The sequence below is a fragment of the Flavobacterium sp. NPDC079362 genome (assembly GCF_050267765.1).
In the GTDB taxonomy this organism is placed as follows: Bacteria; Bacteroidota; Bacteroidia; order Flavobacteriales; family Flavobacteriaceae; genus Flavobacterium; species Flavobacterium azizsancarii.
Genome location: NZ_JBNNFM010000009.1, coordinates 37074 through 63224 on the forward strand (window position 1 = coordinate 37074; position 26151 = coordinate 63224).

Consider the following 26151-nt stretch of genomic DNA (forward strand, 5'->3'; position numbering starts at 1 on the left):
AATTGGAAAAATGATTTGCAAACGCCTTTATAAACATAAAAAAATCCGACTTGCTTTCGCAAATCGGATTTTTAAATTGAAAATTATATATAACCGTAAAACGGTATGTTTTTACAAGTGAATTACTTCGCCGTAAGCATCAGCAACAGCCTCCATAACAGCCTCGCTCATTGTTGGGTGAGGGTGAATAGATTTAAGGATTTCATGACCTGTAGTTTCTAGTTTACGGGCTACAACTGCTTCAGCAATCATATCTGTAACACCAGCACCAATCATGTGGCATCCTAACCATTCTCCGTATTTTGCATCAAAGATTACTTTTACGAATCCGTCAGCAGCACCGGCAGCTTTTGCTTTTCCAGAAGCTGAGAATGGGAATTTACCAATTTTTAATTCGTATCCTTTTTCTTTAGCTTGTTTCTCTGTTAAACCTACAGAAGCGATTTCTGGAGTTGCATAAGTACAACCAGGAACGTTTCCGTAATCGATTGGGTCTACGTGTAAACCAGCAATTTTTTCAACACAGTTAATTCCTTCCGCCGAAGCTACGTGAGCTAAAGCTTGACCCGGAGTAACATCTCCAATTGCGTAGTATCCAGGAATATTAGTTTGGTTATAAGCGTTTACTAAGATTTTATCTCTGTCAACAGCGATTCCAACTTCTTCTAAACCTATGTTTTCAATGTTAGTTTTGATTCCAACTGCAGAAAGTACGATATCAGCTTCAAGGATTTCTTCTCCTTTAGCCGTTTTTACAGTTGCTTTTACTCCAGTTCCGGTAGTATCAATTTTCTCAACAGATGAGTTGGTCATGATTTTTACACCTGCTTTTTTCATAGAACGCTCCATTTGTTTAGAGATATCCTCGTCTTCAACAGGAACGATATTTGGCATAAATTCTACAATAGTAACATCAGTTCCCATAGAGTTGTAGAAATGTGCAAATTCAACTCCAATAGCTCCAGAACCTACAATGATCATAGATTTTGGTTGTGTTGGTAATGTCATTGCCTGACGGTAACCAATTACTTTTACACCATCTTGTGGTAAGTTTGGTAACTCACGAGAGCGAGCTCCGGTTGCGATGATAATGTGATCAGCGCTATATTCAGTAACTTTATTGTCTTTATCAGTAACGTCAAGTTTTTTTCCTGGTTTTAGTTTTCCAAAACCTTCGATAACGTCAATTTTATTCTTTTTCATTAAGAATTGAACCCCCTTGCTCATTCCGTCAGCAACGTCACGGCTGCGTTGCACTACTGCAGGGAAATCTTTATCAAATTCAGAAACCTTCAATCCGTAGTCAGAAGCGTGTTTTAAGTAATCAAAAACCTGAGCTGATTTTAGTAATGCTTTTGTTGGGATACAACCCCAGTTTAAACATACACCACCTAAGTTCTCTTTTTCAACTACAGCTACTTTAAAGCCTAATTGTGAAGCTCTAATAGCTGTTACATATCCGCCAGGACCACTTCCTAAAACAATAATGTCGTATTTCATTTTTTTGGTTTTTAGTATTTATTACCGAAAAATGAAGTTTATTCCGAAACTCATTTTTCGATTTATTCTTTTGTTATTTGTGATTGCGAATTTAAGGAATTATTTTAAAAAACACTTGAAATTTTATTTTTACCCACACTGATTTTGATCTTTTCACAGAGATAGGTCAAAATGTTAATTGTAAATTGTGAATTCTGAACTGAAAAAACAGATTTAGAAACGAAGTCTCAAATTAAATTGTTTGTCAAAATAAACAAAGTCGAAGTCTTTTCGTGTTGAAAAACTTCGACTTTGTTAAGTGTGATAGTAAGAGAATTAATAATTCACAATTTATAACTTATAATTAAACTTTAATATGTCCCCAGTTTTCACCACTGGCAATTCGTCTTATTTGCATTTCGCTCACGCCAAATTGTTTGGCGATCATTTTAAGACGTGTTTTTTGTTCAGGTCTGGCCAGGATTTTCTTGATTAACATTACTTTGGTAGTTGTTAATTTTCTTCCGTCGGCTTTTAAGTTGTGCTCGATCAGATTCTTTTTTGCCTGAATAACGCGCGGGCTTTTACGACTGTGCGCCATCATTTCGGCTTTTGTAGCCCAACGTAAATTATTTACATCATCATTACTTCGGTTGTAATCTAAATGAAGTACATAAGTTTGTTCTTCTGAAGCTTTTGGAATGAAATAATGGGCAACTAATTTGTATAAAAAAAGATATTTATTGACAATTTTGTCGTCATTTTTAACCTTAAATCTAAAGGTTGGATATCCATCACTTAGACCGCCTTTTAAAAGACGTCCGTTTTGAATTTCATCCGTAAAGCTTATAAGTCGGCCTTTGTTTGAAATTGCATATCTAAGTTGTAATGAGGCGTTTATTTCTATTTCTTTGAATTCTTCGTTTGGATAAAATCTATTTTGTGGCATTTTCTTTTGCATTTGAATTTTGTCTCTCAAAGATAAATAATTCAAAAACTATAACAATTACATAATTTCGCTCAGATATTACATTTATGATTCCTATAACGCTTATTTAACTTTTTTAAGAATTTTTTTAGCATTTCAAAATCTAATTAGCGACTGAAAATTGGGAGTCGTAGAGATTTTTGTAGTAACCATCGACTTTATTCAGTAATTCCTGATGTGTTCCTTGTTCTACAATTAAACCTTTATCCATTACTACAATTTTATCGGCGTTTACAATTGTTGCCAATCGATGTGCGATAATAATAGAAGTTCTTCCTTTAGTAATTGTCTCGGTCGCACGCTGAATCAATTCTTCAGAATATGTATCGATAGAGGAGGTTGCTTCATCTAAAATCAAAATACTCGGATTGCTTACATACGATCTCAAAAAGGCAATTAACTGGCGTTGTCCTGACGAAAGCATTACGCCACGCTCTTTTACATCAAAATCATAATTATCAGGCAAACTCATAATGAAATCGTGAACACCAATTTTTTTGGCAGCATTAAGAACATGTTCACGGGTAATTTCCGGATTATGCAAAGTGATATTATTATATATGGTATCAGCAAACAAAAACACATCCTGCAAAACGACCGCGATTTGTTTTCTTAGCGAAGCCAAAGTATAGTTTTCGATATTATGACCGTCGATAAAAATAGTTCCGCTGTTGATTTCGTAAAAGCGATTCAGTAAATTAATGATGGTTGATTTTCCGGCACCTGTAGAACCTACAATTGCAATGGTTTGTCCGGCATCAACCGATAGGTCAATACCTTTTATCACTTCTTCTTCCGGAATATAACTAAAACGGACGTCTTTGAATTCAATACTTCCATTAAAAACGGGTGCTTCAAGCGTTCCTGTATCTTGTATATGATCTTGTGTATCTATAATATCAAATACACGATTGGCAGCAATCATTCCTAATTGCATCTCGTTGAACTTATCCGCAATCTGACGCAATGGGTTAAACAGCATCCCGATAAACATAGTGTAAGAGAATAGATCACCAAAAGTCGTAAAATGATCTCCGTTCAAAATTTTGAATCCCCCATACACCACAACTAATCCCAAAGTAATCGACGAAATAATATCAGCAATCGGGAAAAATATTGAGTTGTATAAAATCGTTTTTATCCAGGCAACCCTGTGTTTGTTGTTGATTTCCTTAAAATTATCAGCTTCGATTTTCTCACGGTTAAAAAGCTGAACAATCTTCATTCCCGTAACGCGCTCCTGTACAAACGAGTTCATATTGGCAATTTGCGTACGAACTTCCTCAAAAGCAACCTGCATTTTACGCTGGAATATTCGGGTAATGTAAACCAGAATTGGCATCGCAACGACCACAATCCAGGTCAGTTTCCAGTTCATGTAAAACATAAAAATCAGTACGACCAGCATCTTCATCAAGTCACTAATAATCATAAACAGACCCTGACTAAAAATACGAGCGATCGACTCAATGTCTGACACAGATCTGGTTACCAGTTGTCCTACCGGAACCAAATCAAAATACTTCATTCTAAAACTCAAAATATGCTTGAAAAGTTTTGTCCTGATATCTTTTACAATATCCTGTCCCAGCCAGTTGGCCCAATACACGAAGTAAAACTGTGAAAAAACTTCAAACAAAAGAACTACTCCCATTAAAACAATATACATCAGCAAACCTTCTTTGTCGTGCGTCTTGATATAGCCGTCCACCGTTTGTTTTAATAAATAGGGGCGAAGTGCAGCAAAAATCGATAATGAGACTGCAAAAATGATGACACCATAATAGCGCCATTTATAAGGTTTAGTATATTTTAAGATTCGTTTGAATAATCCGGTATCAAATGCTTTTGCTTTCATTATATTTTTTAGGAGCTATTCCTGCTTTCCGTTACAAGTTTTTCTCAAAAATATGTTTTTGTACTGTTTTTATAAAGCTTCCGCTGGTCGCTCCATAAAAACACAAAAACAATATTTTTTTTCAAAAAAGCTTTTGACTTCAATCAGGGCTATTTTATGATGTAATCGTAATCAATTTCGGTTAAATATAATCCGTGTGCCGGAACCGAAAAACCAGCTTTTTCTCTGCTTTTGCTGGCAATAATGTTTTCAAAATCGATGAGAGAAATTTTATGTAAACCAATGTTTACCAAAGTGCCTACAATGGCACGAACCATATTTCGTAAAAACCGATTGGCGGATATGGTAAAAACCAATTTGTTGTTTTCGCTTTTCCAATGGGCCTCAAAAATCGTGCAATCAAAAGTATTTACATCCGTATTTACTTTCGAGAAACATTGAAAATCCGTATGATTCAGCAAGATTTTCGCGGCTTCATTCATCAAAGCTACGTCTAATTTTTGATTAAAATACCAACTCAATTCCTCCGTAAACGGATTTTTAACAGTATTGATATGGTATTCATACGTTCTTTTTGTAGCGTCAAATCTGCAATGAGCCTCATCATGAACCGGGATAATATCAAAAACCGCAATGTCTTTTGGCAAATACGAATTTAGTTTATGCACTAAAGTTGGAACATCAAATAGAGTTTCATAATCAAAATGGCCATACATTTCCTGTGCATGAACACCGGTATCAGTTCTTCCGGCGCCCATTATATTAATCGGCGAATTTAATAAAACCGAAAAAGCTTTGTTTAAAGTTTCCTGAACAGAAGATGCGTTGGGCTGAAATTGCCAACCATGATAATGTGTTCCGTTATAAGCGAATTGAATAAAATATCTCAAAGTGAAGGTTCAAAGGTTCTGAATTGCAAAGGTACAAAGATTTTCTTTAAAGGTTCAAAGTAGCAAAGCAACAAAGGCTCTGAGGTTTTAATATTGTGCTTTGACATTATAATCGAATGTGTTTAAATTATAGGTCACATAAGAAAAACTTAGAATCTTAGCAACTCAGGCCCTTAACAACTATAAAGAAAAACCTTTGTACCTTTGCGCCTCTTAAACCTTTGTTTGCTTCAAAAAGAATGAAAAAAATACTTCTCCTCTCAGATACTCACAGTCATATTGATGATACTATTTTAAAATATGTAAATCAGGCAGATGAAGTTTGGCATGCAGGAGATATTGGAGATTTGAATGTTACGGATACGATAAAGAAGCTAAAACCTTTACGATGCGTTTACGGAAACATTGATGATGCACAAGCGAGATTAGAATTTCCGTTGCATAATAGGTTTTTATGCGAAAATGTTTCAGTTTGGATCACTCATATCGGTGGTTATCCCGGAAAATACAATCCGGCGATTAGAGAAGAAATGGCTCTGAATCCGCCTAAATTATTCATTTGCGGACATTCGCACATTTTAAAGGTAATGTTTGATAAGAAACATAATCTCTTGCACATGAATCCCGGTGCAGCCGGAAAAAGCGGTTTTCACCAAGTGCGTACTATGTTGCGATTTGTTATCGACGACGATAAAATTAAAGATTTAGAGATCATCGAGATCGGAAAGAAATAGTCTTGCTTAATGCGGTAACGGTATTCTGATTTTAATCGAAGTTCCTTCATTTTCTTTTGAGACAATTGCAAAACTTCCCTTATATTTTTTGATTCGTGCCCTGATTCGGTTCAGGCCAAAGCCTTCGACCTCATTTAATTTTTCGGGTTTAAAACCTTTTCCGTCATCATGAATGATAATGGTAAATTGACTATTACTTTCCTGCAATGAAATTTGAGCTTTTTTTGCGTCACTATGTTTTATAATGTTGCTGAATAATTCAGACACAATAAAATAAACCTTCATTTCAAACTTTTCCGTATACCTTTTATCAGTTGGGATTGCACTTGAAAATTCGAAATTAATACTCGAATTAGAGTTCCTTTCGCATAAGTCTTCCAATGCATAAATTAGTCCAAAACGAACCAAAAGGGTAGGGATCAGGTCATGAGACATATCACGCAAGAGATCGTGTGCTTCTTGAAGTATATTTTTTGCTTTCTGAATTTCGTCAGATTTTATATTGTTTTGTGCCGTAAAAGTATTCAGGTGCAAACCTACAGAAGACAATAATGAATTAATGTTGTCATGTAAAAAAGAAGCAATTTTTTTACTTTCGATTTCATGACTGTCAATTCCTGCGTTAATAATATTAAGGAGTATTTTTTGTTTGGTATCTTTCCGTTTAATTTTCTGTTTTAATTTATTATTCTGATAAAAGAAATAAAATAAAAAGAACAATATTATGACAAGAACAATAGATAAACTAACAATTTTTTTGTTTCTCAGTTTTTCAAATTTCCTTGCTTCGGGAAAAATATTTTTTTTAACGATTTCCTGACTTATACTATCGGATTGTGTTGGAGGTAGAGTTGACTTTTGCTGACTAAACAAAATAGTCCCACTTGTAGAAGTGAAAAAAAGCAATAGTATAAAAACTCTCAGTAACCCCATAAATAATTACGTAATAGATTTTGACTTTAAAATAAGACTAAGGATTTATTAAGTTGTTTTTTAGCGCATACTTTACAAGCCCGATAGTGTTTTTGGTTTGTAACTTTTTCATGATGTTTTTTCGATGGGTTTCTACCGTATTCACGCTAATAAAAAGTTGTTCGCTTATTTCTTTTCCACTATATTCAAGTGAGATCAACGTAATAATTTCGATTTCGCGAGCACTTAATATAGGATTCTCAATATAAAGCGGTTTGTTTAATTTTGGATTGTTATTTGCAAAACTATTAAAGATTTTCTCTCTTACAGCATCACAAAAGTATTCTTGTCCCTGATAAACACTTTGGATGGCTTCTATGATATTTTCACCGGCACATTTTTTTGTGAGATAACCTTTGGCGCCTAATTTCATTACTTCTTTTATGATTTTTAAGTCATCATAACTGGAGAGGATAATCACTTTGCATGGAAATCCTTTTTGGCTGAATTCTTTTAATACTTCGATCCCATCTTTTTTAGGCATACTAATATCTAAAACTAAAATATCGGCTTTGTTATTAATGACATCATCATAAACAGTAGTTCCGTCTAATGAATTACCTACAACTTCAAAGTTATTTACGGTTTGCAGCAAATTGGTAAGGCCATCAATAAGTACTTGATGATCATCGGCAAGATGTATCCTTATTTTGTATATCATGATTGTTTTTGGAACTAAAACGCAAATTTATGAAAAAAATATCTTACAAAGCTGTTTTCGGTCTTTGTTTAAGATGATATTGGGAGTGATTATAAAATTTAAGGCACAAAAAAACCCGAATTATAAAATTCGGGTTCTCTTCGCACAAAAAACTTAAGTTTATAGGTTTACCTCAAACGGTCTACAGATTTTACAAGATCTTCATCCTTCTTGATGGCCTTATTAGCTAAAACTAATAATACGATAGCAACAATTGGTAGAAACATCCCAATACCTTTCTCTGAAACAGCAACTGTTTCTCCAGATAGATTTAGAGAGCGATATACAAACAATCCTAATAAAATTAAATTTAATATTATGTTCAGTCTGCCCATGACAAACTGATTTTGTCTTTTTTTGTATGAAATGATACTGAAAACAGTTAAGACAGTACTTAAACCTAATAACACAGTATAAAACTGGTCCTGCATAAAGTAAAATGGTTTCCCATTATTTAATGTCCAAAGCGGAATAAAAAACAGTAATACACCTGTAATTATAAAGGTAAGAATTAAATATACGGTCTGAATTCGTTGTATCATGGTGTGAAATTGTTTTACAAAAATATATTTTCTTTTTTTAAAATACTATTGTATGATTAAATTTTATTCGTATTATTGCATCATAATACCGTAAGCACTTCATACTGCGGTCAATTGAAAACAATTATCTACCTATTCTTTTTACAGTATTTCCGTTAAAATAATTAAATTCATAGAACATTCATGTTTGATATTTCTGCATTAAAAGAAATGAAGCTTTCTGAGCTTCAAGAAATAGCTAAGTTAGCTAAAACTATAAAGTTTACCGGTGTCAAAAAAGAGACCTTAATTAGTCAGATTTTAGCACATCAGGAAACCACTGTAGCACCACCTGTTAGTGCTGTAACTGAAACGGAGAATATTGATGATAAGCCTAAAAGAGCAAGAATTGTTCCTGTAAAAAAAGCAGCCATCAGTAAAAATGCTCCAGTTTTAGAATTTGATAAAATAGAGGAAACTCCAGAAAAAATAGAAACTCCTGTAGTTGTAAAACAAACTCCGGCAGCAAAAATAACTCCTAAAGCAAAAGCTCCAATAGTTAAAGCAGTTGCAGAAATAAAGGAAGTTGCAGAAGTTAATGAAACTCCCGAAACTCCCGAAGTTAATGAAGCTCCTGAAGTTAAAGAAGCTGCAGAGAATGAAGTAACGGAGAAAAAAGGACCAAAAATCGTAAAATTTAATAAATCAGCTTACGAGAAAAAGGTCGCTTTGCAAAAAGAAAAAGAAGCCACAAAAGAAGCAATTCCGGAAGGCGAAGCTGTAGCAGAAACTTCGACTGCTGAAAAAACAGAAGCACCGCTTTTAGTTAAAAAGGTCAATCCGAACCAGATTAAAAATCCAAACCAGAGTCCCAGCCAAAACACTGCAGCTCCACAGAATCCAAATCAAAATGGAAACACAAACGGAAATGTTAGTAACGGGAATCAAAATCCAAATCATAAAAACAAAAAGAATAATTTCAGGGATTCAGACTTTGAGTTTGATGGAATTATCGAAAGTGAAGGTGTTCTTGAAATGATGCCGGATGGTTATGGTTTTTTACGTTCATCAGATTATAATTATTTAGCCTCTCCGGATGATATTTATTTATCAACTTCACAAATCAGATTATTTGGTCTTAAAACCGGAGATACTGTAAAAGGAGTGGTTCGTCCTCCAAAAGAAGGCGAGAAGTTTTTTCCATTAGTTCGTGTACTTAAAATCAATGGTCACGACCCGCAAGTTGTTCGCGACAGAGTTTCTTTTGAGCACCTTACGCCAGTTTTTCCTTCTGAAAAATTTAAATTAGCCGAAAAAGGCAGTTCAGTTTCAACCCGTATTATCGATTTATTTTCTCCTATCGGGAAAGGACAGCGTGGTATGATTGTAGCTCAGCCTAAAACGGGTAAAACAATGTTGCTAAAAGACATTGCAAACGCAATTGCAGCAAATCACCCAGAAGTGTATCTTATCGTTCTTTTGATTGATGAGCGTCCTGAAGAGGTTACAGATATGCAACGTAGTGTTCGTGGAGAAGTTATTGCTTCTACCTTTGACAGAGAACCACAAGAACACGTGAAAATTGCTAATATCGTCCTTGAAAAAGCAAAACGTTTAGTAGAATGTGGCCACGATGTAGTGATTCTTTTAGATTCGATTACACGTTTGGCAAGAGCTTATAATACAGTTCAGCCAGCGTCCGGAAAAGTATTAAGTGGTGGTGTTGATGCAAACGCATTACAAAAACCAAAACGTTTCTTTGGGGCGGCAAGAAATGTAGAAAATGGTGGTTCATTAAGTATCATCGCAACTGCATTGACTGAAACGGGTTCTAAAATGGATGAGGTGATCTTTGAGGAATTTAAAGGTACTGGTAACATGGAACTTCAATTGGATCGTAAAATCGCAAACAAACGTATTTTCCCCGCAATTGATCTTACTTCGTCAAGTACACGTCGTGATGATTTATTATTAGACGAAAAAACATTACAAAGAATGTGGATTATGCGTAAATATCTATCAGATATGAACCCAGTAGAATCGATGGATTTTGTAAACGAACGTTTCAAGAAAACAAGAAATAACGAAGAGTTTTTGATCTCTATGAATGACTAGTGGAAAGGCTCTAAGTTGCTGAGGTACTAAGTTCCTAAGGTTTTCTTAGAATATATAAATATAAAAAAGGGATGAGTTTTTTTAACTCATCCCTTTTTCTTGTCCAAACTTTATGTTTGTTATTTGTTTTGGATTCTGTTTTTTCTAAACCTGAAGATTCGCGACTTTTAACAAGACGTTCTGCTGCGCGTCTTTACTTTAAAAACTTAGAACCTTACTTAGTGCCTTAGAGGCTACTTTTTATCAACTACCGGTCTGTTTTCTCTATTGGCTAAATCCCAGGCGATAACGAATGCTAACTTCGTTCTTTTTGTTAAGGCGTCGTATTCGATTTTTTCTGGTTCGTCACCTTTTCCGTGATAGTCTTCATGAACTCCGTTGAAGAAGAAAACTGCAGGAATACCTAATTTTGCAAAGTTATAGTGATCAGAACGCTCGTAGAAATGATTAGGGTCTTTAGGATCATTAAACTTAAAGTCTAAATCTACTTTGGTGTATTTCTCATTTTGAGCCACGACAATATTATGTAGATCTGTTGATAATCTGTCAGCGCCAATTACATAAACATAGTTATTAGTTTTGGCATGTTCTACATCGCGACGTCCAATCATATCAATATTAATGTCGGCAATGGTATTGGCAATAGGGAATAAAGGATTTTCAGAGTAATAACGAGAACCGTGTAAACCATGTTCTTCTCCGGTTACGTGCAAGAAAAGGATAGAACGTTTTGGTCCGTGCCCGTTTTTCTTCGCTTTAGCAAATGCTTTTGCCATTTCTATTAATGCAACAGTTCCTGAACCATCATCGTCAGCACCATTATATACATCACCATTTTTTATGCCTACGTGATCATAATGAGCAGAGATTACTAAGACTTCATCCGGTTTTTCAGAACCTTCAATATATGCCCAGATGTTTTCAGAATCCGGTAAGTTTTCATTTCGTCTTGCATTCAAAAAAGCGGCAGGAATGTGCTGGTAAAAATCCGTGGCTCCTTTAGGAAACGAAACGCCGTTTTTCTTGTATTGTTCGATCATATAAACACCGGCTTTTTTCTGTCCTTTAGAGCCGGTTTCTCGACCTTCCATTTCGTCAGAAGCAATAACATACAGCATTTCTTTTAAGTCTTTCTCCTTGATGGCTTTTATGTATTTGCTTGGATCTGAATTGTCTTTTGATGCAGCCGACTGCATATTCTTGCATGAAAAGGCAGAACCAATTAATAATAGGAGTATGATTTTTTTCATTTGGTATTAGTGTAAATTGATAAATGTATAAAAGGCAAAGACAATGAGTAAAAATAAGATAAAAAATGAATTTATGATAAATAATACCATACTTTTAGTAAAAGACACAATTCTTGATTCGCCATAAAATCTATGATGAGCAGGAAAGAAATAATAAAATGCCCATGCTATTCCAATAAATGTAATGCAATTAATTATAAAATTTACAAAAGAAAGGTTTATCAAGGCGCCTAATTTTTCAATAGAAAAGAGCATTAAAAATATGAGTAATAAAAATGAAAAATAATGTAGTGTGAAAATTCCGTGGTCAAAATAGTACCAACGCTTTTTATTATGAAAAAGCCATAAAAAGAAAGCGAAAAAAGGCATGATAATAAATAAAACTTTAGGCAAATTATGTATAAAAGATTCTATGAATTTATCGAGAACTTCCCGACCACTATTTTTGTCTTTTATGAGCTGCACTTTTCTATTGATCCAATAACCAAAGTCAGAAAGCTTTTCAGATTTTGAACCGTATTTTTGAATGGAATCGATTTGCTCAACAGATTTATATCCTAAATTGATTAATTTGTCATCACTTTTTTTGGGGTTATCCAACAGATCCTGAATTGCTTTTTTGTTTTCTTCAGATATTGATTTAGAGTTTAGTAAAGTTTGTACATCCTTATCTTCATTTAATGAATTAGTAGGAGACGAAACTTTTTCTTTAACTTTTTCTAATTTAGAAGATTCATGGACAGTATCATTTACATGAACTGGAAACAGAGCAATTAAAAGAAAAGTAATAAAACTGATGAAGATATATAGACGCACAGGAGCTAAATACGACAATCGTTTTCCTGAAAGATATTCTTTAGTTAAAGAAGAAGGTTTAAATAAAAGGTTTTTAATGGTACGCCAAAAAGCATTTTCGTAATGCGTCAGATCTTCAAAGAAGTGAATAAATAAATGGTGAAATGTTTTTCGGGAATCGGTATTTTCCTGCCCGCAATTTGGACAAAATTTCTGCTCAACAACGTGCCTGCAATTCAAACAGGTTTTGTCTTTTCTAATCGGACTATGTGACATTTGATGTAAATTGGTTTGGTTTTGGTTGTTATTTTTTACCCACAGATTAGGCCGGTTTAAACGGGTTTAAGCTGGTTTCTTTTCGCCACAAATTTCACAAATTAGCACGAATTAATTTTTATAAAATCTGTGTAAACCCGTTTAATCTGCACCATCTGTGGGCTATAAAGTGCTATTTTTTGAATACTTCATTCAGGAAAAGCTGTAAATGCTCAAATGATCTCTTTGCAGCAACAGGATTGTATGCTGCACCTTTTGAGTTGTCACTTCCAGCTTCAGGATTGGTGAAAGAATGTACTGCGTTTGCATAATAAATCATTTGCCAATCGGCTTTTGAGTCGCGCATTTCTTGCTGAAAAGCAGTGATTTCTTCTTTTGATTCAAACGGATCATCAGCACCATGGCAAACTAGTACTTTAGTTGTTATTGGTTCAACTGGACGGCTTGCATCTTTGCCTAAACCTCCGTGAAATGAAGCAACGCCTTTTAAATTCAAATTTCCGCGGGCAGCTTCAAGAACTCCTGTTCCGCCAAAACAATATCCTATAGCAACTATATTATCTGCGTTTGCTCCTGATTTTACTAATTCTTTTAGGGCTGCATCAATACGTTTTTGATAGACTTCGTAATTTTTTTTGTAGTAACCGGCTTGTTTTCCAGCTTCGGCAGTATTTGTTGGGTAGTTTCCTTCGCCATATATGTCTGCGATGAAAACATTGTAACCTAATTTAGATAAATTTTCTGCGATATCTTTAGACGCTTTATCAATTCCAAGCCACGCCGGTAAAAGTAAAATACCTGGATTTTGAGTGCTTTTCTTTACAGATTTTACAAATAATCCATTTAACGCCTGAGAACCGTCTGTATATTTTACAGCTTTTAATTGTGCATTTATAGTGTTAGAAAACAAAATAGAAGCAAACAGAAGAAGAGACAGATTTTTCATAGTTTTGCAATTTTTAACAAATATCTGAAATATTATGTTACAAAAAAACCTCGAAAGGTATTTCTTCCGAGGTTTCTAAGTTAATTTTTAAGCTAAAAATCATTCGCCGGGATGATATGTTTTTTTAGCATTTTTAAGTACATCTTCTTTATAAAATAAAACATCTTTAAATTGTCCTTTTTGATACATTTCTGCCTGATCATCAAAATGTCTTGAATTGGGATCACTGCTGTTTCCTCCCGCCAATAATGATTTTGCCTTTATTTTTGGTCCAAATTCAACAGCACATACAAAACTGTTTCCGTTGTATCCGTAACGTTTCTTTGAGCTATTTTGATAACTGCTTTTAAAAGAGGGCAGACTTCCCCAGGAACCGGGACCAAAAGCAATTGGTAAACTTGGTTTCGAGTCGTCGTATTTTAAATCTATATCGCCGCTGGAACGCTGAAAACGGTTTATTTCACCCCAGGCAACTTGCCAGGTTCCCCATTTTGATTTTAAATCTTTTAGAACTTCTTGTAATTGAGGCAGGAGTTGTTTGACAGTCGCATTCTTTGCAAAATTTTTAGTATTCTCCACCTGATCTAATTCTCCTTCGTCAATGTATGCTTTTAAGATAATCGGATCCAATTTATACGCCCATTCGACCGCTAATGTTGTGGCTATTGAATTTTCTTTGGCATAATAATCCCAGTTCTTTAAAATGGTAATAGGTTCGATTAGTTCAGCATACTCCGGATCTGTAGGTTTAATATTTTTTTCGAAAACAGAAATCAAACTTGGAACCAGAATTTCAAAAATTGATAATTTAGTATCATATCCGTCCGAGATTACTTTGTCTAAAGTATAATGATCGCCTTTGGTGAAAATACGAACGGCATTTATTCCTCTAAAATTTTCTCCGTCCGGTGCCATATAAGGAAGGTAGTTTTCTTTTTTAGGGCTATTTTCTCCGGCAACAGAATAGGGTGTTGAATTACAATTTTGCAGCCACCCGTTTACCGGATTATAAATATGTACGGTTTCGTCTACTTCATGCAAACCCTTCCATTGTGTAGATGAAATAGATCCGTCAACGACTTTTGCCCAATTGAGATTTTTATCCCGTATTGGGATAAAGTTACCGTGCCAATAAGCAATATTTCCTTTACTGTCTGCATAAACGGTGTTGTTGGATGTATTGGCTTTCAAATTCATTGCCTTTTTGTACTCTTCGAAATTGGTCGATTTTGTTCTGACCCAACTCTGAATCAAACTTGTCATCGAACGATTGTTCGATTTTAAGCTAATCCATTTCCCGTCACGTTTTGCCATAACTGGACCATTGTTGGTAAAATAGGTTTTGAATTTTTTTGGGATTAGTTTACCGTTTTCACTATAATTGATTGTAATTTCTTTTTCGATAACAGGCAATAGTTTTTTATCGAATTCATAAAATAATTTACCGTTTTTATTGGTGATTTTCTCGGCATACATATCTGCAACATCTACGTTTGATGAAGTGTGCATCCAGCCGCAATTGTCATTAAAACCCTGATAGATAAAAAATTGTCCCCAGGTTACAGCTCCGTAAACATTTAAACCTTCTTCGCTTGTAATCTGAACCTCAGGTCTAAAGTAAAATGTAGTATGCGGATTAATGTACAAAATAGCATTTCCATCAACAGTTTTCGATGGCGAAAAAGCAAATCCATTGGAGCCGGTTTGCACATTTTTTTTTCTCTCAACATAAGCGACTTTATCATTGTTGCCGGAATAAAAGGCTTTTAGTTCTCCTGTCGAAAGATCAGCGGTACTAATGGCGCCAATACTTCCGTCTGTCCATAGCAAAGGAAACCACGGTTCAAAATGTGTTAAAAGAGCTGGTTTTATTTCAGGATGTTTGTATAAATAAAAGTTGATAGCATCAGCATAGCTGTTCAAAATTTTTTTAAGCCAAAGCGGTGCTTTTTTATAATCTGATTTTGCTTCTTCGGTATCAATCAAAAGACGGATTTCTAAATCATTGTATAAAACCGATTGGCCTTTTATCTCAGAAAGCCGACCCAGTTTTTCGATATAATTCATTTCGATACGTTTAAAATCATCTTCGCATTGCGCATATAATAACCCAAAAACCGCATCAGCATCTGTTCTTCCATAAACATGCGGAATTCCCCATTTGTCTCTGATGATAGAAACCTGTTGCGCTAATTTTTCCAGACGAATGACTTCTTTTGTATTATTTTTTTGTGCAGTAATCTGAAAATTGATGCAACAAAAAACAAAAAATAGTTTTAATATTTTTGGGTAATTGAACATGATTATTTACTATTGTTATAATGTAATATTTCGTTTAAAGGCGCAACCTAATTCTATAATAGAGTCAGTTTTGGCAATACCCGGAATATTGTCGATTTTTTCATAAAGAATTTTTCGCATATGCTCGTGATCCTTTGCAACGATTTTGATATAAAGCGTGAAAGAACCGGTTACATAATAACATTCTGTAATTTCGGGAATATCTTTTAATGCTTCAATAATGCGATCAGAATCAGAATCTTTATTTAAGGTGATTCCCGTAAACGAAGCCCAGTCATAACCAATTTTCTTTTCCTGAATAATAGGTTTTATTCCACCAATAACACCTTGCTCTATCATTCGATTAATGCGTTGGTGCACCATAGTGTTTGATATTTTCAAATTAGCAGCAATTGCAGAAAAAGCCATTCTTCCATCTTTTTCTAATTCTTTTATGATGCTAATGTCAAATTCGTCTAATATATCCATTCTTTAAATTGTAATGTAATTATCTACTGTTTTATTGTTGTGGTAAATATGTAGTTCCTACGGAACATTTTTACTGGTTTGTGATCTTCTTTTTCTACCAATATTTTATTCCTAACGGAATATATGCTGATTGTTCAGATTCATAAAAGTAATTGTTTTTTTTAATAAAAAGGAATAAAAGACTTTCATTAAATAAATAAAATTGATTTTTTATCGCCTTAAAAATGTTATTTTTGACTTAAATAATGAATTTTAAAAGTCAAAATAATGTTTATGCCTTGGTAATGAATAAATTTTAATACTTTTGTGCTTTAAATAAATAAATCATGATTCATACTGAAAAATCCCTTTCTTCAAAATCTGAGGTTTTGATTGAAAAAGAAAATAAATACGGAGCTCATAATTATCATCCACTTCCAGTTGTTTTAGAACGAGGAGAAGGTGTATATGTTTGGGATGTCGACGGTAAAAAATACTATGATTTTTTATCTGCTTATTCTGCGGTAAACCAAGGGCATTGCCATCCTAAAATTGTAAAAGCAATGGTAGATCAGGCACAGAAACTTACCTTGACTTCACGTGCTTTTTATAATGACAAATTAGGTGATTATGAAGAGTTTGTGACAAAATATTTTGGTTTTGATAAGGTTCTGCCAATGAATACTGGGGCAGAAGCTGTAGAAACAGCCCTTAAAGTATGTAGAAAATGGGCGTATGAAGTAAAAGGTATTCCGGAAAATCAGGCGCAGGTTATTGTTTGTGAAAACAATTTTCACGGAAGAACTACTACGATCATTTCATTTTCTAATGATGAAGGTGCCCGTAAAAACTTTGGACCCTTTACAGAAGGATTTATAAAAATTGAATACGATAATCTTGAAGCTCTTGAAAAAGTTCTGGAATCATCAAAAAATATAGCGGGATTTTTGGTTGAACCCATTCAGGGAGAAGCTGGAGTGTATGTACCTTCTGAAGGGTATTTATCGAAAGCTAAAGCATTGTGCGAGAAACATAATGTGTTGTTTATTGCAGATGAGGTTCAGACCGGAATTGCACGTACCGGAAAATTATTAGCGGTACATCATGAAAATGTGCAGCCTGATATTTTGATTTTAGGTAAAGCTATTTCTGGCGGAGTTTATCCTGTTTCGGCTGTTTTGTGTAATAACGAAATCATGAATGTAATTAAACCAGGTCAGCATGGATCTACTTTTGGAGGAAATCCTGTTGCAGCAGCAGTAGCAATCGCGGCACTTGAAGTAATTAAAGACGAAAATCTGGCTGAAAATGCAGAACGTTTAGGAATTATTCTAAGAAAAGGTTTAAACGAAATTGCAGAAAGAAATAACCTAATTACGCTTGTTCGTGGAAAAGGTTTGTTGAATGCTATCGTAATTAATTGTGGCGAAGATTCAGATCTTGCCTGGGAAATTTGCCTTAAATTTAGAGACAACGGATTATTGGCAAAACCAACTCACGGTAACAAAATTAGATTGGCACCACCATTAGTAATGACCGAAGCTCAGATTCACGAATGTCTTGAAATTATCGAGAAATCATTAAATGATTTTAGAGATTAAATATCTTTTAAATAATACAAACTAAAAAAGCTGTTCAGAGATGAGCAGCTTTTTTAGTTTAGTTTTTAGTCTCAGTCTCAGTCTGAGTTTTCAGTCTCGGTTAGAAACTGAAAACTGGAACTGAAAACTATTTTCCCACATTCTATAAATTATATAACAAAGGACATGAATTGTATAATCTTTTTTAGCGAGTTGAGAAGTAGTTTTGAATGTCTTTGAAACGGAATTAAAAACGAATCTCTAAAAAGGTTTTTGTTTAATTCTTAATAGAAAGAAAAAGGAAAGAACCAAAATGGTTTTACAAAAATTTATAAATACAATTCTATAATAATGGCTTACTCAAATAATGATATAACACGTTTTTTAGATGCGCAGAATAAACTTTATCTTACTGCTCTTTCCGAAATAAAAAAAGGAAAGAAAGAGACCCATTGGATGTGGTTTATTTTTCCGCAAATACAAGGACTAGGCACCAGTAATATATCAAAGTTTTATGCTATCACTGATCTTAAAGAAGCTAAAGAGTTTCTGGATCATCCTGTTTTAGCCAAACATCTTATAGAGATTTCAGAACTTTTGTTAACCTTTAAAAGAAAATCAGCCGAAGGTATCTTAGGAGATTTAGGTGCTCGTAAATTATTTTCGTCGATGACCTTGTTTTCTCAGGTAGAAGGTGCTCATCCTGTATTTCAGGAAATATTAGATACTTTTTTCTTAGGGTATTCAGATCAACTAACTTTATCAATAATTGATTCACAAGTAGTGTCGCCAGCTGTTGAAGCATTAATATAAATTACGCTCAAACGTAAAAAAAGAAAACCATTCCACTTAACGCGGGATGGTTTTTTGTTTTTAATCTGCTGTATCTGGTGTAGTTTTTTTTCGCCACGAATTCCAAGAATTTCTCGAATTATTTTTTGCCACTCTAAATGCCCATCGTGATGAAATGATTCTCAAAGCTTTGCGAACTTCATCTGAAAATTTTGAGCTTAGCTTAAAACTTCGCGAACTTTGCGTAAACCTTTGTGCTCTCTGCGGTTAAATTTTTTGCCACTCTAAATGCCCATCGGGATAAAATGATTCTCAAAGCTTTGCGAGCTTCGTCAGAAAATTTTCAGATCAGCTTAAAACTTCGAGAACTTTGCGGTTAAATTTTTTTCCACTCCAAATGCCATTCTAAATAAAAAAGCGACTGTTCAAGGAACAATCGCTTTTAGTTATAATTACTTAAAATATCAAAAAAAGTAATTATTTCATTAAGAAAATGCACAAGACACTTCTTTATATTATTTAAAATCTAACTTTTTTAAGTTCCCATAATGTTTTGATAAAAGTATCAACATCCTGAGTAGTATTATAAAAAGCCAATGATGGACGAACGGTAGTTTCAACACCCATTCTTCGCAAAATAGGCTGAGCACAATGATGTCCGGTTCGTACTGCAACACCTTCTTTATTCAAAGCCTGACCCACCTGATCGTTGGTATAACCTTGTAAATTAAAAGAAAGAACACTCGCCTTATTTTTCGCCGTCCCGATCAATCGAACACCCGGAATTTCTTTTAGCAGCTTTGTCGCATATTCCAGTAACTGATGTTCGTAGTGACCAATAGCGTCGATACCTAGTTTAGTAACATAATCTATTGCAGCGCCTAGACCAATGGCATCGGCGATATTTCCGGTTCCGGCTTCGAAACGATTCGGTGCTTTGTGGTATTTTATTTCCTCAAAAGTTACATCCTGAATCATGTTTCCGCCAGCTTGATACGGTTCCATTTCGTTTAGCAAATCTTCTTTTCCGTATAAAGCGCCAATTCCCGTTGGACCAAAAAGTTTATGACCGGAAAAAACCAGCCAATCCGGATTTAAATCCTGAACATCGACTTTCATGTGCGAGACCGATTGTGCGCCATCAATTAAAACTTTTGCACCAATGGCGTGTGCCATTTTTACAATTTCTTTAGCCGGAGTTACAGTTCCTAAAGCATTTGAAACTTGCGTAAAAGCAACCAAACGCGTTTTAGAATTCAGTAGTTTTGAATATTCATCCAATAAAATTTGTCCGTCGTCATCAACAGGAATTACACGAAGTTTTAGACCTTTTTTATCCGCCAGACGTTTCCACGGAACAATATTCGCATGATGTTCCAGATTACTCACAATGATTTCGTCTCCGGCAACCAGATTATGATCGCCCCAACTTTGAGCCACCAGATTAATTCCTTCTGTGGCACCGCGAACAAATACAATTTCGTTTACAGAATTTGCATTTAGAAATGTTTTTACTTTTTCACGGGCGGATTCATAAGCATCTGAGGCACGAGCCGCAAGTTCATGTGCTGCACGATGAATGTTTGAATTTTCATGCTCGTAGAAATAAGCAATACGATCAATAACCGATTGTGGTTTTTGGGTCGTAGCAGCATTATCAAACCAAACCAGAGGTTTTCCGTTTACAGTTTCTCTCAAAATGGGAAAATCTTTTTTAATGAGATTAGCATCAAAATGAGAGCCTGAGATAGTACCAAAATCTGGTTTTTCAAAAGTATTTCCAACAACCAAATTCGAATTTCTCTGATCAAAAGCAAACGGATTCTGATCTAAAAAATAATACGAATTGGGTATTTCATTTCCGTTTAACGGAAAATCAAGACGTTTTGTAAATTGTGTATCAACAAATGACAATGCCACTTTTAATTCCGTTTCAAAAGAAGAACTGTCGGTTTGAAAAGGCAGATAATCATGGTTCAAAAGCAATTTCGAAAAAGACAATTCTTCATTTGATTGCGCCGTTCCGCTATTCTTGAAATTAGCATCCTGAAAACCCGTTTGCGGATTGTTGACATTTACATTATTTCCGTGTGGAATCCCCGATGGAGAAACGCCACTTTGAGGATCAAATCCGGCTCCGGCGTTTGGATACAAAGCCGAAGCTCCTGAACCATAATTGGCAACAGTTGGCGAAACTCCAAAACCACTAAATGCAGGCGCACCAGAAGGTGGCGTTGCTACATCTTGTAATGGAAGAGTTGCATTATTACCGCGTAAGTTCCCTGAATTCAACAAAGTCTCTGCAATTTTTGTAGCACGAGGATGTTCACTACGATCAGGGCTCAACGAAATTTCCTTAGGAAACTCATTAGGCAATGACTTGAACAATTCGTTCGCTAAAAGCTGCAAATCCTCAATGTTGGGTAAACCGTCGTGGTTAGTATTTATACTCATGATACTTACCTATTTCTACATCTTCAAGAACTGCGATTGCATCGTCTACCAAAATTGCCAATGAGCAATAAAGAGATACCAAATACGAAGCAATTGCTTTTTCATTGATTCCCATAAAGCGAACCGATAATCCAGGTGATTGCTCGCCTTGTAATCCAGGTTGAATCAATCCGATAACGCCCTGACGGCTTTCGCCTGTACGCAATAAAATGATTTTAGATTTTCCGTTTACGATAGGTAATTTATCTGATGGAATAAGCGGAATGCCTCTCCATGTTAAAAATTGAGATCCAAACAAAGATGTAGTAGGAGGCGGAACACCACGACGAGTACATTCACGGCCAAAAGCAGCAATTGCTAAAGGGTGCAACAAGAAAAATCCCGGTTCTTTCCATACTTTTGTCAATAATTCGTCTAAATCGTCCGGAGTTGGTGCGCCGGTTCTGGTTTTGATAATTTGCGATTTTGCAACATTGCTTAACAAACCATAATCTTTGTTGTTGATTAATTCGCTTTCCTGACGTTCTTTGATCGTTTCAATTGCCAAACGAAGCTGCTCAGAAATTTGATTGTATGGTTTGCTGTACAAGTCAGAAACTCTTGTGTGCACATCTACAATCGTTTGTACTGCCGCTAGATTGTATTCTCTTGGATTATCGATATAATCGACAAAAGTGTTAGGTAAAACTCTTTCGTCACGTGCAGAACAATCGACTTCGATATGACTTCCGTCTTTTACTTTATTCAAACGAAAAACGCCTGATTCTACTGGTGTCCAATGCAAAAGATGCGTTAACCAGCGTGGCGAAATTGTCCCAATTTGGGGAACCGTACGTGTTGCAATTGCTAATTGTCTTGCTGCAACATCTCCTAATGCCGTCTGTTGTTGTTTTTGTTCAGCCATGGTGTAATGGTTTAAAGATTAATTTTATTTTTAATGTTTTTGTGAAATCTTCGCATAGAAAAACACATTTTTGTTCTATCAGTAAATTTATGTTAAAAACAGTAGCCTTTGATTTTATTACTGTTTAATTTACGGTATAATAACATGTAATTTGTTGTATCACAGAATTATGAAAGCGGGTCGAATAACTCGTCAACTGAAAGATATCGTTCTCCCGTATCATAATTAAAAGTCAGTACAACCGCATCTTTCGGGATTTTATTTATTTGTTTTGAAATTGCCGCCAAAGAAGCTCCCGTCGATATTCCGGCAAAAATTCCTTCTTCTTTTGATAATTTTTTAGCAAAATAAAAAGCATCTTCTTTTTCTACCGGAATAATCAAATCGACATAATCCCGATTAAAAACTTCCGGAATAAATCCTGGTCCAATTCCCTGAATAGGATGTGGGGCAGGAGAACCACCGCTTAAAACCGGTGATAAGGCAGGTTCTACAGCATAAGTTTTAAGATTAGGAAAATGTTGTTTCAAAATTTTAGAAACTCCCGTAATATGTCCGCCCGTTCCAACTCCCGTGATGAGGTAATCAATTCCATCAGGGAAATCTTGTAGAATTTCCTGTGCCGTAGTTTTCTCATGAATTTCGACATCTGCAGGATTTGTAAACTGAAAAGGCAAAAACGAATTGGGAGTTGATAATGCTAGTTCCTTAGCTTTTTCTACCGCGCCCGAAGTTCCTTTTTCTCGTGGAGTCAGAACAAATTCCGCACCATAAGCATTCATGATTTTACGCCTTTCGATACTCATTGATTCCGGCATCACCAGAATAACGTTGTATCCTTTTACCGCAGCCACCAGCGAAAGCCCTATTCCGGTATTTCCTGAAGTGGGTTCTATAATGATCGAATCAGGATTTAAAAGCCCTTTTTCCTCTGCATCTTCAATCATTGCCAATGCAATCCTGTCTTTGATACTCGCACCCGGATTCGACTTTTCAATCTTAATCCAGACCTGATGCTCTGGAAAAATCTTGTTGAGTTTTACGTGAGGCGTGTTTCCTATGGTTTCTAGTATATTTTGATATTTCATGATGTTTTGTTTTTAAACCATATAAGTGATTATAAGTTCATTTTAGTTTAAATGCGTTGCGTTTTTTATTGACAACTTTTTCAAAGATTTATGCTCAATATTATTATGTTCATTTTTGTCATCCCAATTTCTAGGATAAAACCAAATCTTTTTTTCAGGAGCTAATCCCGCTATCCGTTTCAATCTTTTGTGGCGAACCCCGCCACAAAAGGATTTCCACTTCTATCGGGGCTATGGCGGTCATTTTCATAAGAATGTTTTCGTTTAGTATTTCATTTCTTACGCTCATTTTTTGTTCATTCCGAGGAACGAGGAATCTCCGCAAGAAACTCCGCATGCAAAATTGTCAATCTTTGTCGAGCTACTAACGGAGATTCCTCGTTCCTCGGGATGACAAGATTGCGGTTAGAGATTGTGTGGCTAAACACTTTGTCAAAGTTTCGAACTTTGACAAAGTTTGCAAGACCTTTTTTATATGCTCTTATATTCCTTATATGGTTCAAATATTACTTACATGGTTCAAAAAAACATTTTAAATCGAATAAAAAATAGGCTCCGGAAACGGATTATTGTCCTTCACTTTAATCTCATTTTTATGATACACAACTGAATTTGACGGAACCGTATACGTCAGCCAGACATTTCCTCCAATGATCGAATCTCTTCCTACCACGGTTTGTCCGCCCAGAATCGTACTATTCGAATAAATAATGACATTGTTCTCAATCGTGGGATGTCTTTTTATAAAGGCTTCCTCTTTTTTTACACTCAAAGCGCCTAACGTAACACCTTGATATATTTGTACATTATCGCCAATAATAGTCGTTTCGCCTATTACAATTCCGGTGCCGTGATCGATGGCAAAATCATTGCCGATTTGAGCGCCAGGATGAATTTCGATACTGGTTTTGATGTGTGCATATTCTGAAAAAGTTCTGGCTAAAAGCTTTAAATCCTGTTCCCAGATTTGATGCGAAAACCGATAAACGGCTATGGCGAAAAAACCGGGATAAGCGTATAAAACTTCTTCTATAGATTTAGCTGCAGGATCTTTCCTGAAAATGGTATCGGCATCATTTAGTGTTTTCTTGTACAGATGAGGCAATGCTTCAAAAAATATCTTAGTTTGCTCGAAACTGTCGTCTTTTTTGGATGCATAATCAATTACGATTTCATTAAATTGCTTTTCTAGAACTTCAAATTTGTTTTTGATAATGGATAAATCTCCAAAACGCTTTGAAGTATTCGAAAATAAAACAGAGAATAAATCCTCAATAAATTGATGGATTACCTTTTTTTGAGGAAGGATCAATAAACTCTGATGGTTGTTGGCTATTTCTTGATAAAATGAATTCATAATAAATTGTTTTTTGGTTCGTACTAACATCTTTATGCGAAATCAACTAGTCTAACGAGGTATTCTAAAGCAACTTTTTGGATTCATAAATATTATTAAACCCATAGAAACATAGATTTTATGTTTCGAAAAGGAGACAAAAAGAAATACATTTCTCTCACATAGTCCAGAAGCTTCGGGATGATTTATTCTAAAGTGAAACCCCTTTTTTTAAGCAACCAATAAGCTATGTTTCTATGTGTTAAAGAATTACCCCAACCGCTTAAATGTCTTCGGTTTTGGGTTTTGAAAACTTCTCCCTGATATAAAAAACAGGTATTCCTATTCCTGCGATGATTAATCCCGGCCAGGTATAGGTGGGTTTGTAAATGATTAATAATATACAGAACGCTGATCCCATAATGATATAAATGGCAGGTAAAAATGGATATCCAAAGGCTTTATAAGGTCTTTCATGTTCCGGTTTTTTACTTCTCAAAACAAAAATTCCAGTAATAGTGATAACGTAAAACAGAACAACTACAAATGAAATCATGTCTAATAAATTCCCGTAACGACCGCTTAAACTCAAAACAACCGCCATAAAAAATTGAATCCAAAGTGCATTTGCCGGAACCGAATGTTTGTTTAAAATCGCTGTCTTTTTGAAAAATAAACCATCTTTTGCCATACTCTGATACACTCTCGCGCCTGATAGAATCATTCCGTTGGCACAACCAAAAGAAGCAATCAAAATCATTAACGCGATAATCGAAGTTCCGCTTGAGCCAAAAATCGCTTGTGCAGCGGCAATTCCAACTCGGTCTTTTTCAGGTGTTCCAATGGCTTCAACGGGTAAAACGGCAGTAAACATGATGTTTAAAGAAACGTATATAATCGTTACCACGGCAGTTCCTAAAAGCAGACTCAAACCGATATTTCGTTTTGGATTTTTTATTTCATCCGAAACAAACGTCACATTATTCCAGGCATCATAACTAATAACTGTTCCCACCAAAGCAGAAGCGATTGCGCCCCAAAAAGCAGGCGTATTCATGTATTGCAAAAACGAACCATCCGGATTTAGTTTTTGCAAATGAAACGGATTCGTCCAGTTTGCCTGCCATACTTCGGGTTTAAAAAATATAAACCCGAAGACAATAAGAACTAGTAAGCTTATCAGTTTGGTTCCGGTGAAAAACTTCTGAATTATTTTTCCGAGTTTTACGCCTTTGGTATTGATATAGGTTAAGATGAATAACAAGACAATAGAGGAGAGCTGTGCCGGCGAAATGGTAAAGGATTCTCCGATTCTAAAAGCAACCAAATCTTCACTAAATAAAGGAAAAAAGTACGCCAGAAATTTAAAGAACGATACACAAACCGCAGCAATTGTTCCCGTTTGAATTACGGTAAACAAACTCCATCCATACACAAATGCCACAAGCGGATTATAAGCTTCTTTAAGATAAACATACTGACCTCCTGATTTTGGGAACATTCCGCTTAATTCTCCGTAACTCACAGCTGCAATCAACGTCATGAATCCGCCAATTAACCAAACCAAAATTAGCCAGCCTGCTGATCCTACATTACGGGTAACATCGGCACTCACAATAAAAATTCCCGAACCAATCATTCCGCTGGCAACCAATAAAGCTGCATCGGCAAGACCGAGTTCTCTTTTATATTCTTGTTTTTTTTCTATTTCTGACATTCTGATTT

General features: G+C 35.2%; 21 protein-coding genes. 4 read left to right on the forward strand and 17 right to left on the reverse strand.

Features of this window, described 5'->3' with window-relative positions:
• Positions 1-111: 111 nt before the first annotated feature.
• The 4 genes from lpdA to truA form a co-directional block, all read right to left on the reverse strand.
• Complete coding sequence (lpdA, locus tag ACQKCJ_RS10290) at positions 112-1500, reverse strand: dihydrolipoyl dehydrogenase (protein WP_271335672.1); 1389 nt, start codon at positions 1498-1500, stop codon at positions 112-114.
• Positions 1501-1843: 343 nt separating this feature from the next.
• Positions 1844-2428: an NUMOD4 domain-containing protein gene (locus ACQKCJ_RS10295; RefSeq protein WP_271335673.1), complete on the reverse strand. Its 585-nt coding sequence runs from the start codon at positions 2426-2428 to the stop codon at positions 1844-1846.
• A 142-nt stretch (positions 2429-2570) separates the two neighbouring features.
• The gene (locus tag ACQKCJ_RS10300; protein WP_271335674.1) at positions 2571-4325 is read right to left on the reverse strand and encodes an ABC transporter ATP-binding protein; all 1755 of its coding nucleotides are present in this window, start codon (positions 4323-4325) and stop codon (positions 2571-2573) included.
• Between the two features lie 149 nt (positions 4326-4474).
• Positions 4475-5215 (reverse strand): tRNA pseudouridine(38-40) synthase TruA, encoded by a 741-nt coding sequence (gene truA / locus ACQKCJ_RS10305; protein ID WP_271335675.1) that lies wholly within the window; start codon positions 5213-5215, stop codon positions 4475-4477.
• 239 nt (positions 5216-5454) lie between these two features.
• Here truA and ACQKCJ_RS10310 point away from each other — a divergent pair, with 239 nt between their 5' ends.
• Positions 5455-5949 (forward strand): metallophosphoesterase family protein, encoded by a 495-nt coding sequence (locus ACQKCJ_RS10310; RefSeq protein ID WP_427401979.1) that lies wholly within the window; start codon positions 5455-5457, stop codon positions 5947-5949.
• A gap of 6 nt (positions 5950-5955) precedes the next feature.
• Here the strand turns inward: ACQKCJ_RS10310 and ACQKCJ_RS10315 are convergent, their stop codons facing one another.
• The 3 genes from ACQKCJ_RS10315 to ACQKCJ_RS10325 form a co-directional block, all read right to left on the reverse strand.
• Positions 5956-6882 carry a sensor histidine kinase gene (locus ACQKCJ_RS10315; protein ID WP_271335677.1) on the reverse strand — a complete coding sequence of 309 codons (927 nt, stop codon included), beginning with the start codon at positions 6880-6882 and terminating at the stop codon, positions 5956-5958.
• Between the two features lie 37 nt (positions 6883-6919).
• Entirely contained in the window at positions 6920-7582 is a 663-nt protein-coding gene (locus ACQKCJ_RS10320) for a response regulator (protein ID WP_271335678.1), read from the reverse strand.
• Between the two features lie 167 nt (positions 7583-7749).
• Entirely contained in the window at positions 7750-8163 is a 414-nt protein-coding gene (locus ACQKCJ_RS10325; protein WP_271335679.1) for a DUF4293 domain-containing protein, read from the reverse strand.
• Between the two features lie 183 nt (positions 8164-8346).
• Between ACQKCJ_RS10325 and rho the strand changes: the two genes are divergently transcribed.
• Positions 8347-10257 (forward strand): transcription termination factor Rho, encoded by a 1911-nt coding sequence (gene rho, locus ACQKCJ_RS10330; RefSeq protein WP_427401980.1) that lies wholly within the window; start codon positions 8347-8349, stop codon positions 10255-10257.
• 233 nt (positions 10258-10490) lie between these two features.
• Here the strand turns inward: rho and ACQKCJ_RS10335 are convergent, their stop codons facing one another.
• The 5 genes from ACQKCJ_RS10335 to ACQKCJ_RS10355 all read right to left on the reverse strand — a co-directional run bounded on the left by ACQKCJ_RS10335 (position 10491) and on the right by ACQKCJ_RS10355 (position 16293).
• Positions 10491-11507, reverse strand: a complete 1017-nt coding sequence (locus ACQKCJ_RS10335) for a M28 family peptidase (protein ID WP_271335681.1) — start codon at positions 11505-11507, stop codon at positions 10491-10493.
• 6 nt (positions 11508-11513) lie between these two features.
• Positions 11514-12578 (reverse strand): DUF3667 domain-containing protein, encoded by a 1065-nt coding sequence (locus ACQKCJ_RS10340; RefSeq protein ID WP_271335682.1) that lies wholly within the window; start codon positions 12576-12578, stop codon positions 11514-11516.
• 172 nt (positions 12579-12750) lie between these two features.
• On the reverse strand, positions 12751-13524 hold the full coding sequence (locus ACQKCJ_RS10345) for a dienelactone hydrolase family protein (RefSeq protein WP_271335683.1): 774 nt from the start codon (positions 13522-13524) through the stop codon (positions 12751-12753).
• A gap of 99 nt (positions 13525-13623) precedes the next feature.
• Complete coding sequence (locus ACQKCJ_RS10350; RefSeq protein WP_427401981.1) at positions 13624-15825, reverse strand: penicillin acylase family protein; 2202 nt, start codon at positions 15823-15825, stop codon at positions 13624-13626.
• A 15-nt stretch (positions 15826-15840) separates the two neighbouring features.
• Complete coding sequence (locus ACQKCJ_RS10355) at positions 15841-16293, reverse strand: Lrp/AsnC family transcriptional regulator (RefSeq protein ID WP_271335685.1); 453 nt, start codon at positions 16291-16293, stop codon at positions 15841-15843.
• 326 nt (positions 16294-16619) lie between these two features.
• Here ACQKCJ_RS10355 and rocD point away from each other — a divergent pair, with 326 nt between their 5' ends.
• Both rocD and ACQKCJ_RS10365 read left to right on the forward strand, forming a co-directional pair.
• Complete coding sequence (gene rocD, locus ACQKCJ_RS10360) at positions 16620-17873, forward strand: ornithine--oxo-acid transaminase (protein ID WP_427401982.1); 1254 nt, start codon at positions 16620-16622, stop codon at positions 17871-17873.
• 330 nt (positions 17874-18203) lie between these two features.
• A complete protein-coding gene (locus tag ACQKCJ_RS10365; RefSeq protein WP_271335687.1) occupies positions 18204-18665 on the forward strand; it encodes a DUF1810 domain-containing protein in 462 nt (153 codons plus the stop codon).
• 498 nt (positions 18666-19163) lie between these two features.
• Here ACQKCJ_RS10365 and ACQKCJ_RS10370 read toward each other — a convergent pair whose 3' ends face one another.
• From ACQKCJ_RS10370 to ACQKCJ_RS10390, 5 genes are all read right to left on the reverse strand, one after another.
• The gene (locus ACQKCJ_RS10370) at positions 19164-21098 is read right to left on the reverse strand and encodes a family 2A encapsulin nanocompartment cargo protein cysteine desulfurase (RefSeq protein WP_427401983.1); all 1935 of its coding nucleotides are present in this window, start codon (positions 21096-21098) and stop codon (positions 19164-19166) included.
• On the reverse strand, positions 21082-22002 hold the full coding sequence (locus ACQKCJ_RS10375) for a family 2A encapsulin nanocompartment shell protein (protein WP_072960213.1): 921 nt from the start codon (positions 22000-22002) through the stop codon (positions 21082-21084). The genes ACQKCJ_RS10370 and ACQKCJ_RS10375 overlap by 17 nt, the downstream gene beginning before the upstream one ends.
• Before the next feature lie 167 nt (positions 22003-22169).
• Positions 22170-23090, reverse strand: coding sequence for a cysteine synthase A (gene cysK / locus ACQKCJ_RS10380; protein WP_427401984.1), 921 nt, complete (start codon positions 23088-23090; stop codon positions 22170-22172).
• A gap of 532 nt (positions 23091-23622) precedes the next feature.
• The gene (locus ACQKCJ_RS10385; protein ID WP_271335690.1) at positions 23623-24447 is read right to left on the reverse strand and encodes a serine O-acetyltransferase; all 825 of its coding nucleotides are present in this window, start codon (positions 24445-24447) and stop codon (positions 23623-23625) included.
• 262 nt (positions 24448-24709) lie between these two features.
• A complete protein-coding gene (locus ACQKCJ_RS10390; RefSeq protein ID WP_427401985.1) occupies positions 24710-26143 on the reverse strand; it encodes an APC family permease in 1434 nt (477 codons plus the stop codon).
• Positions 26144-26151 lie beyond the last annotated feature (8 nt).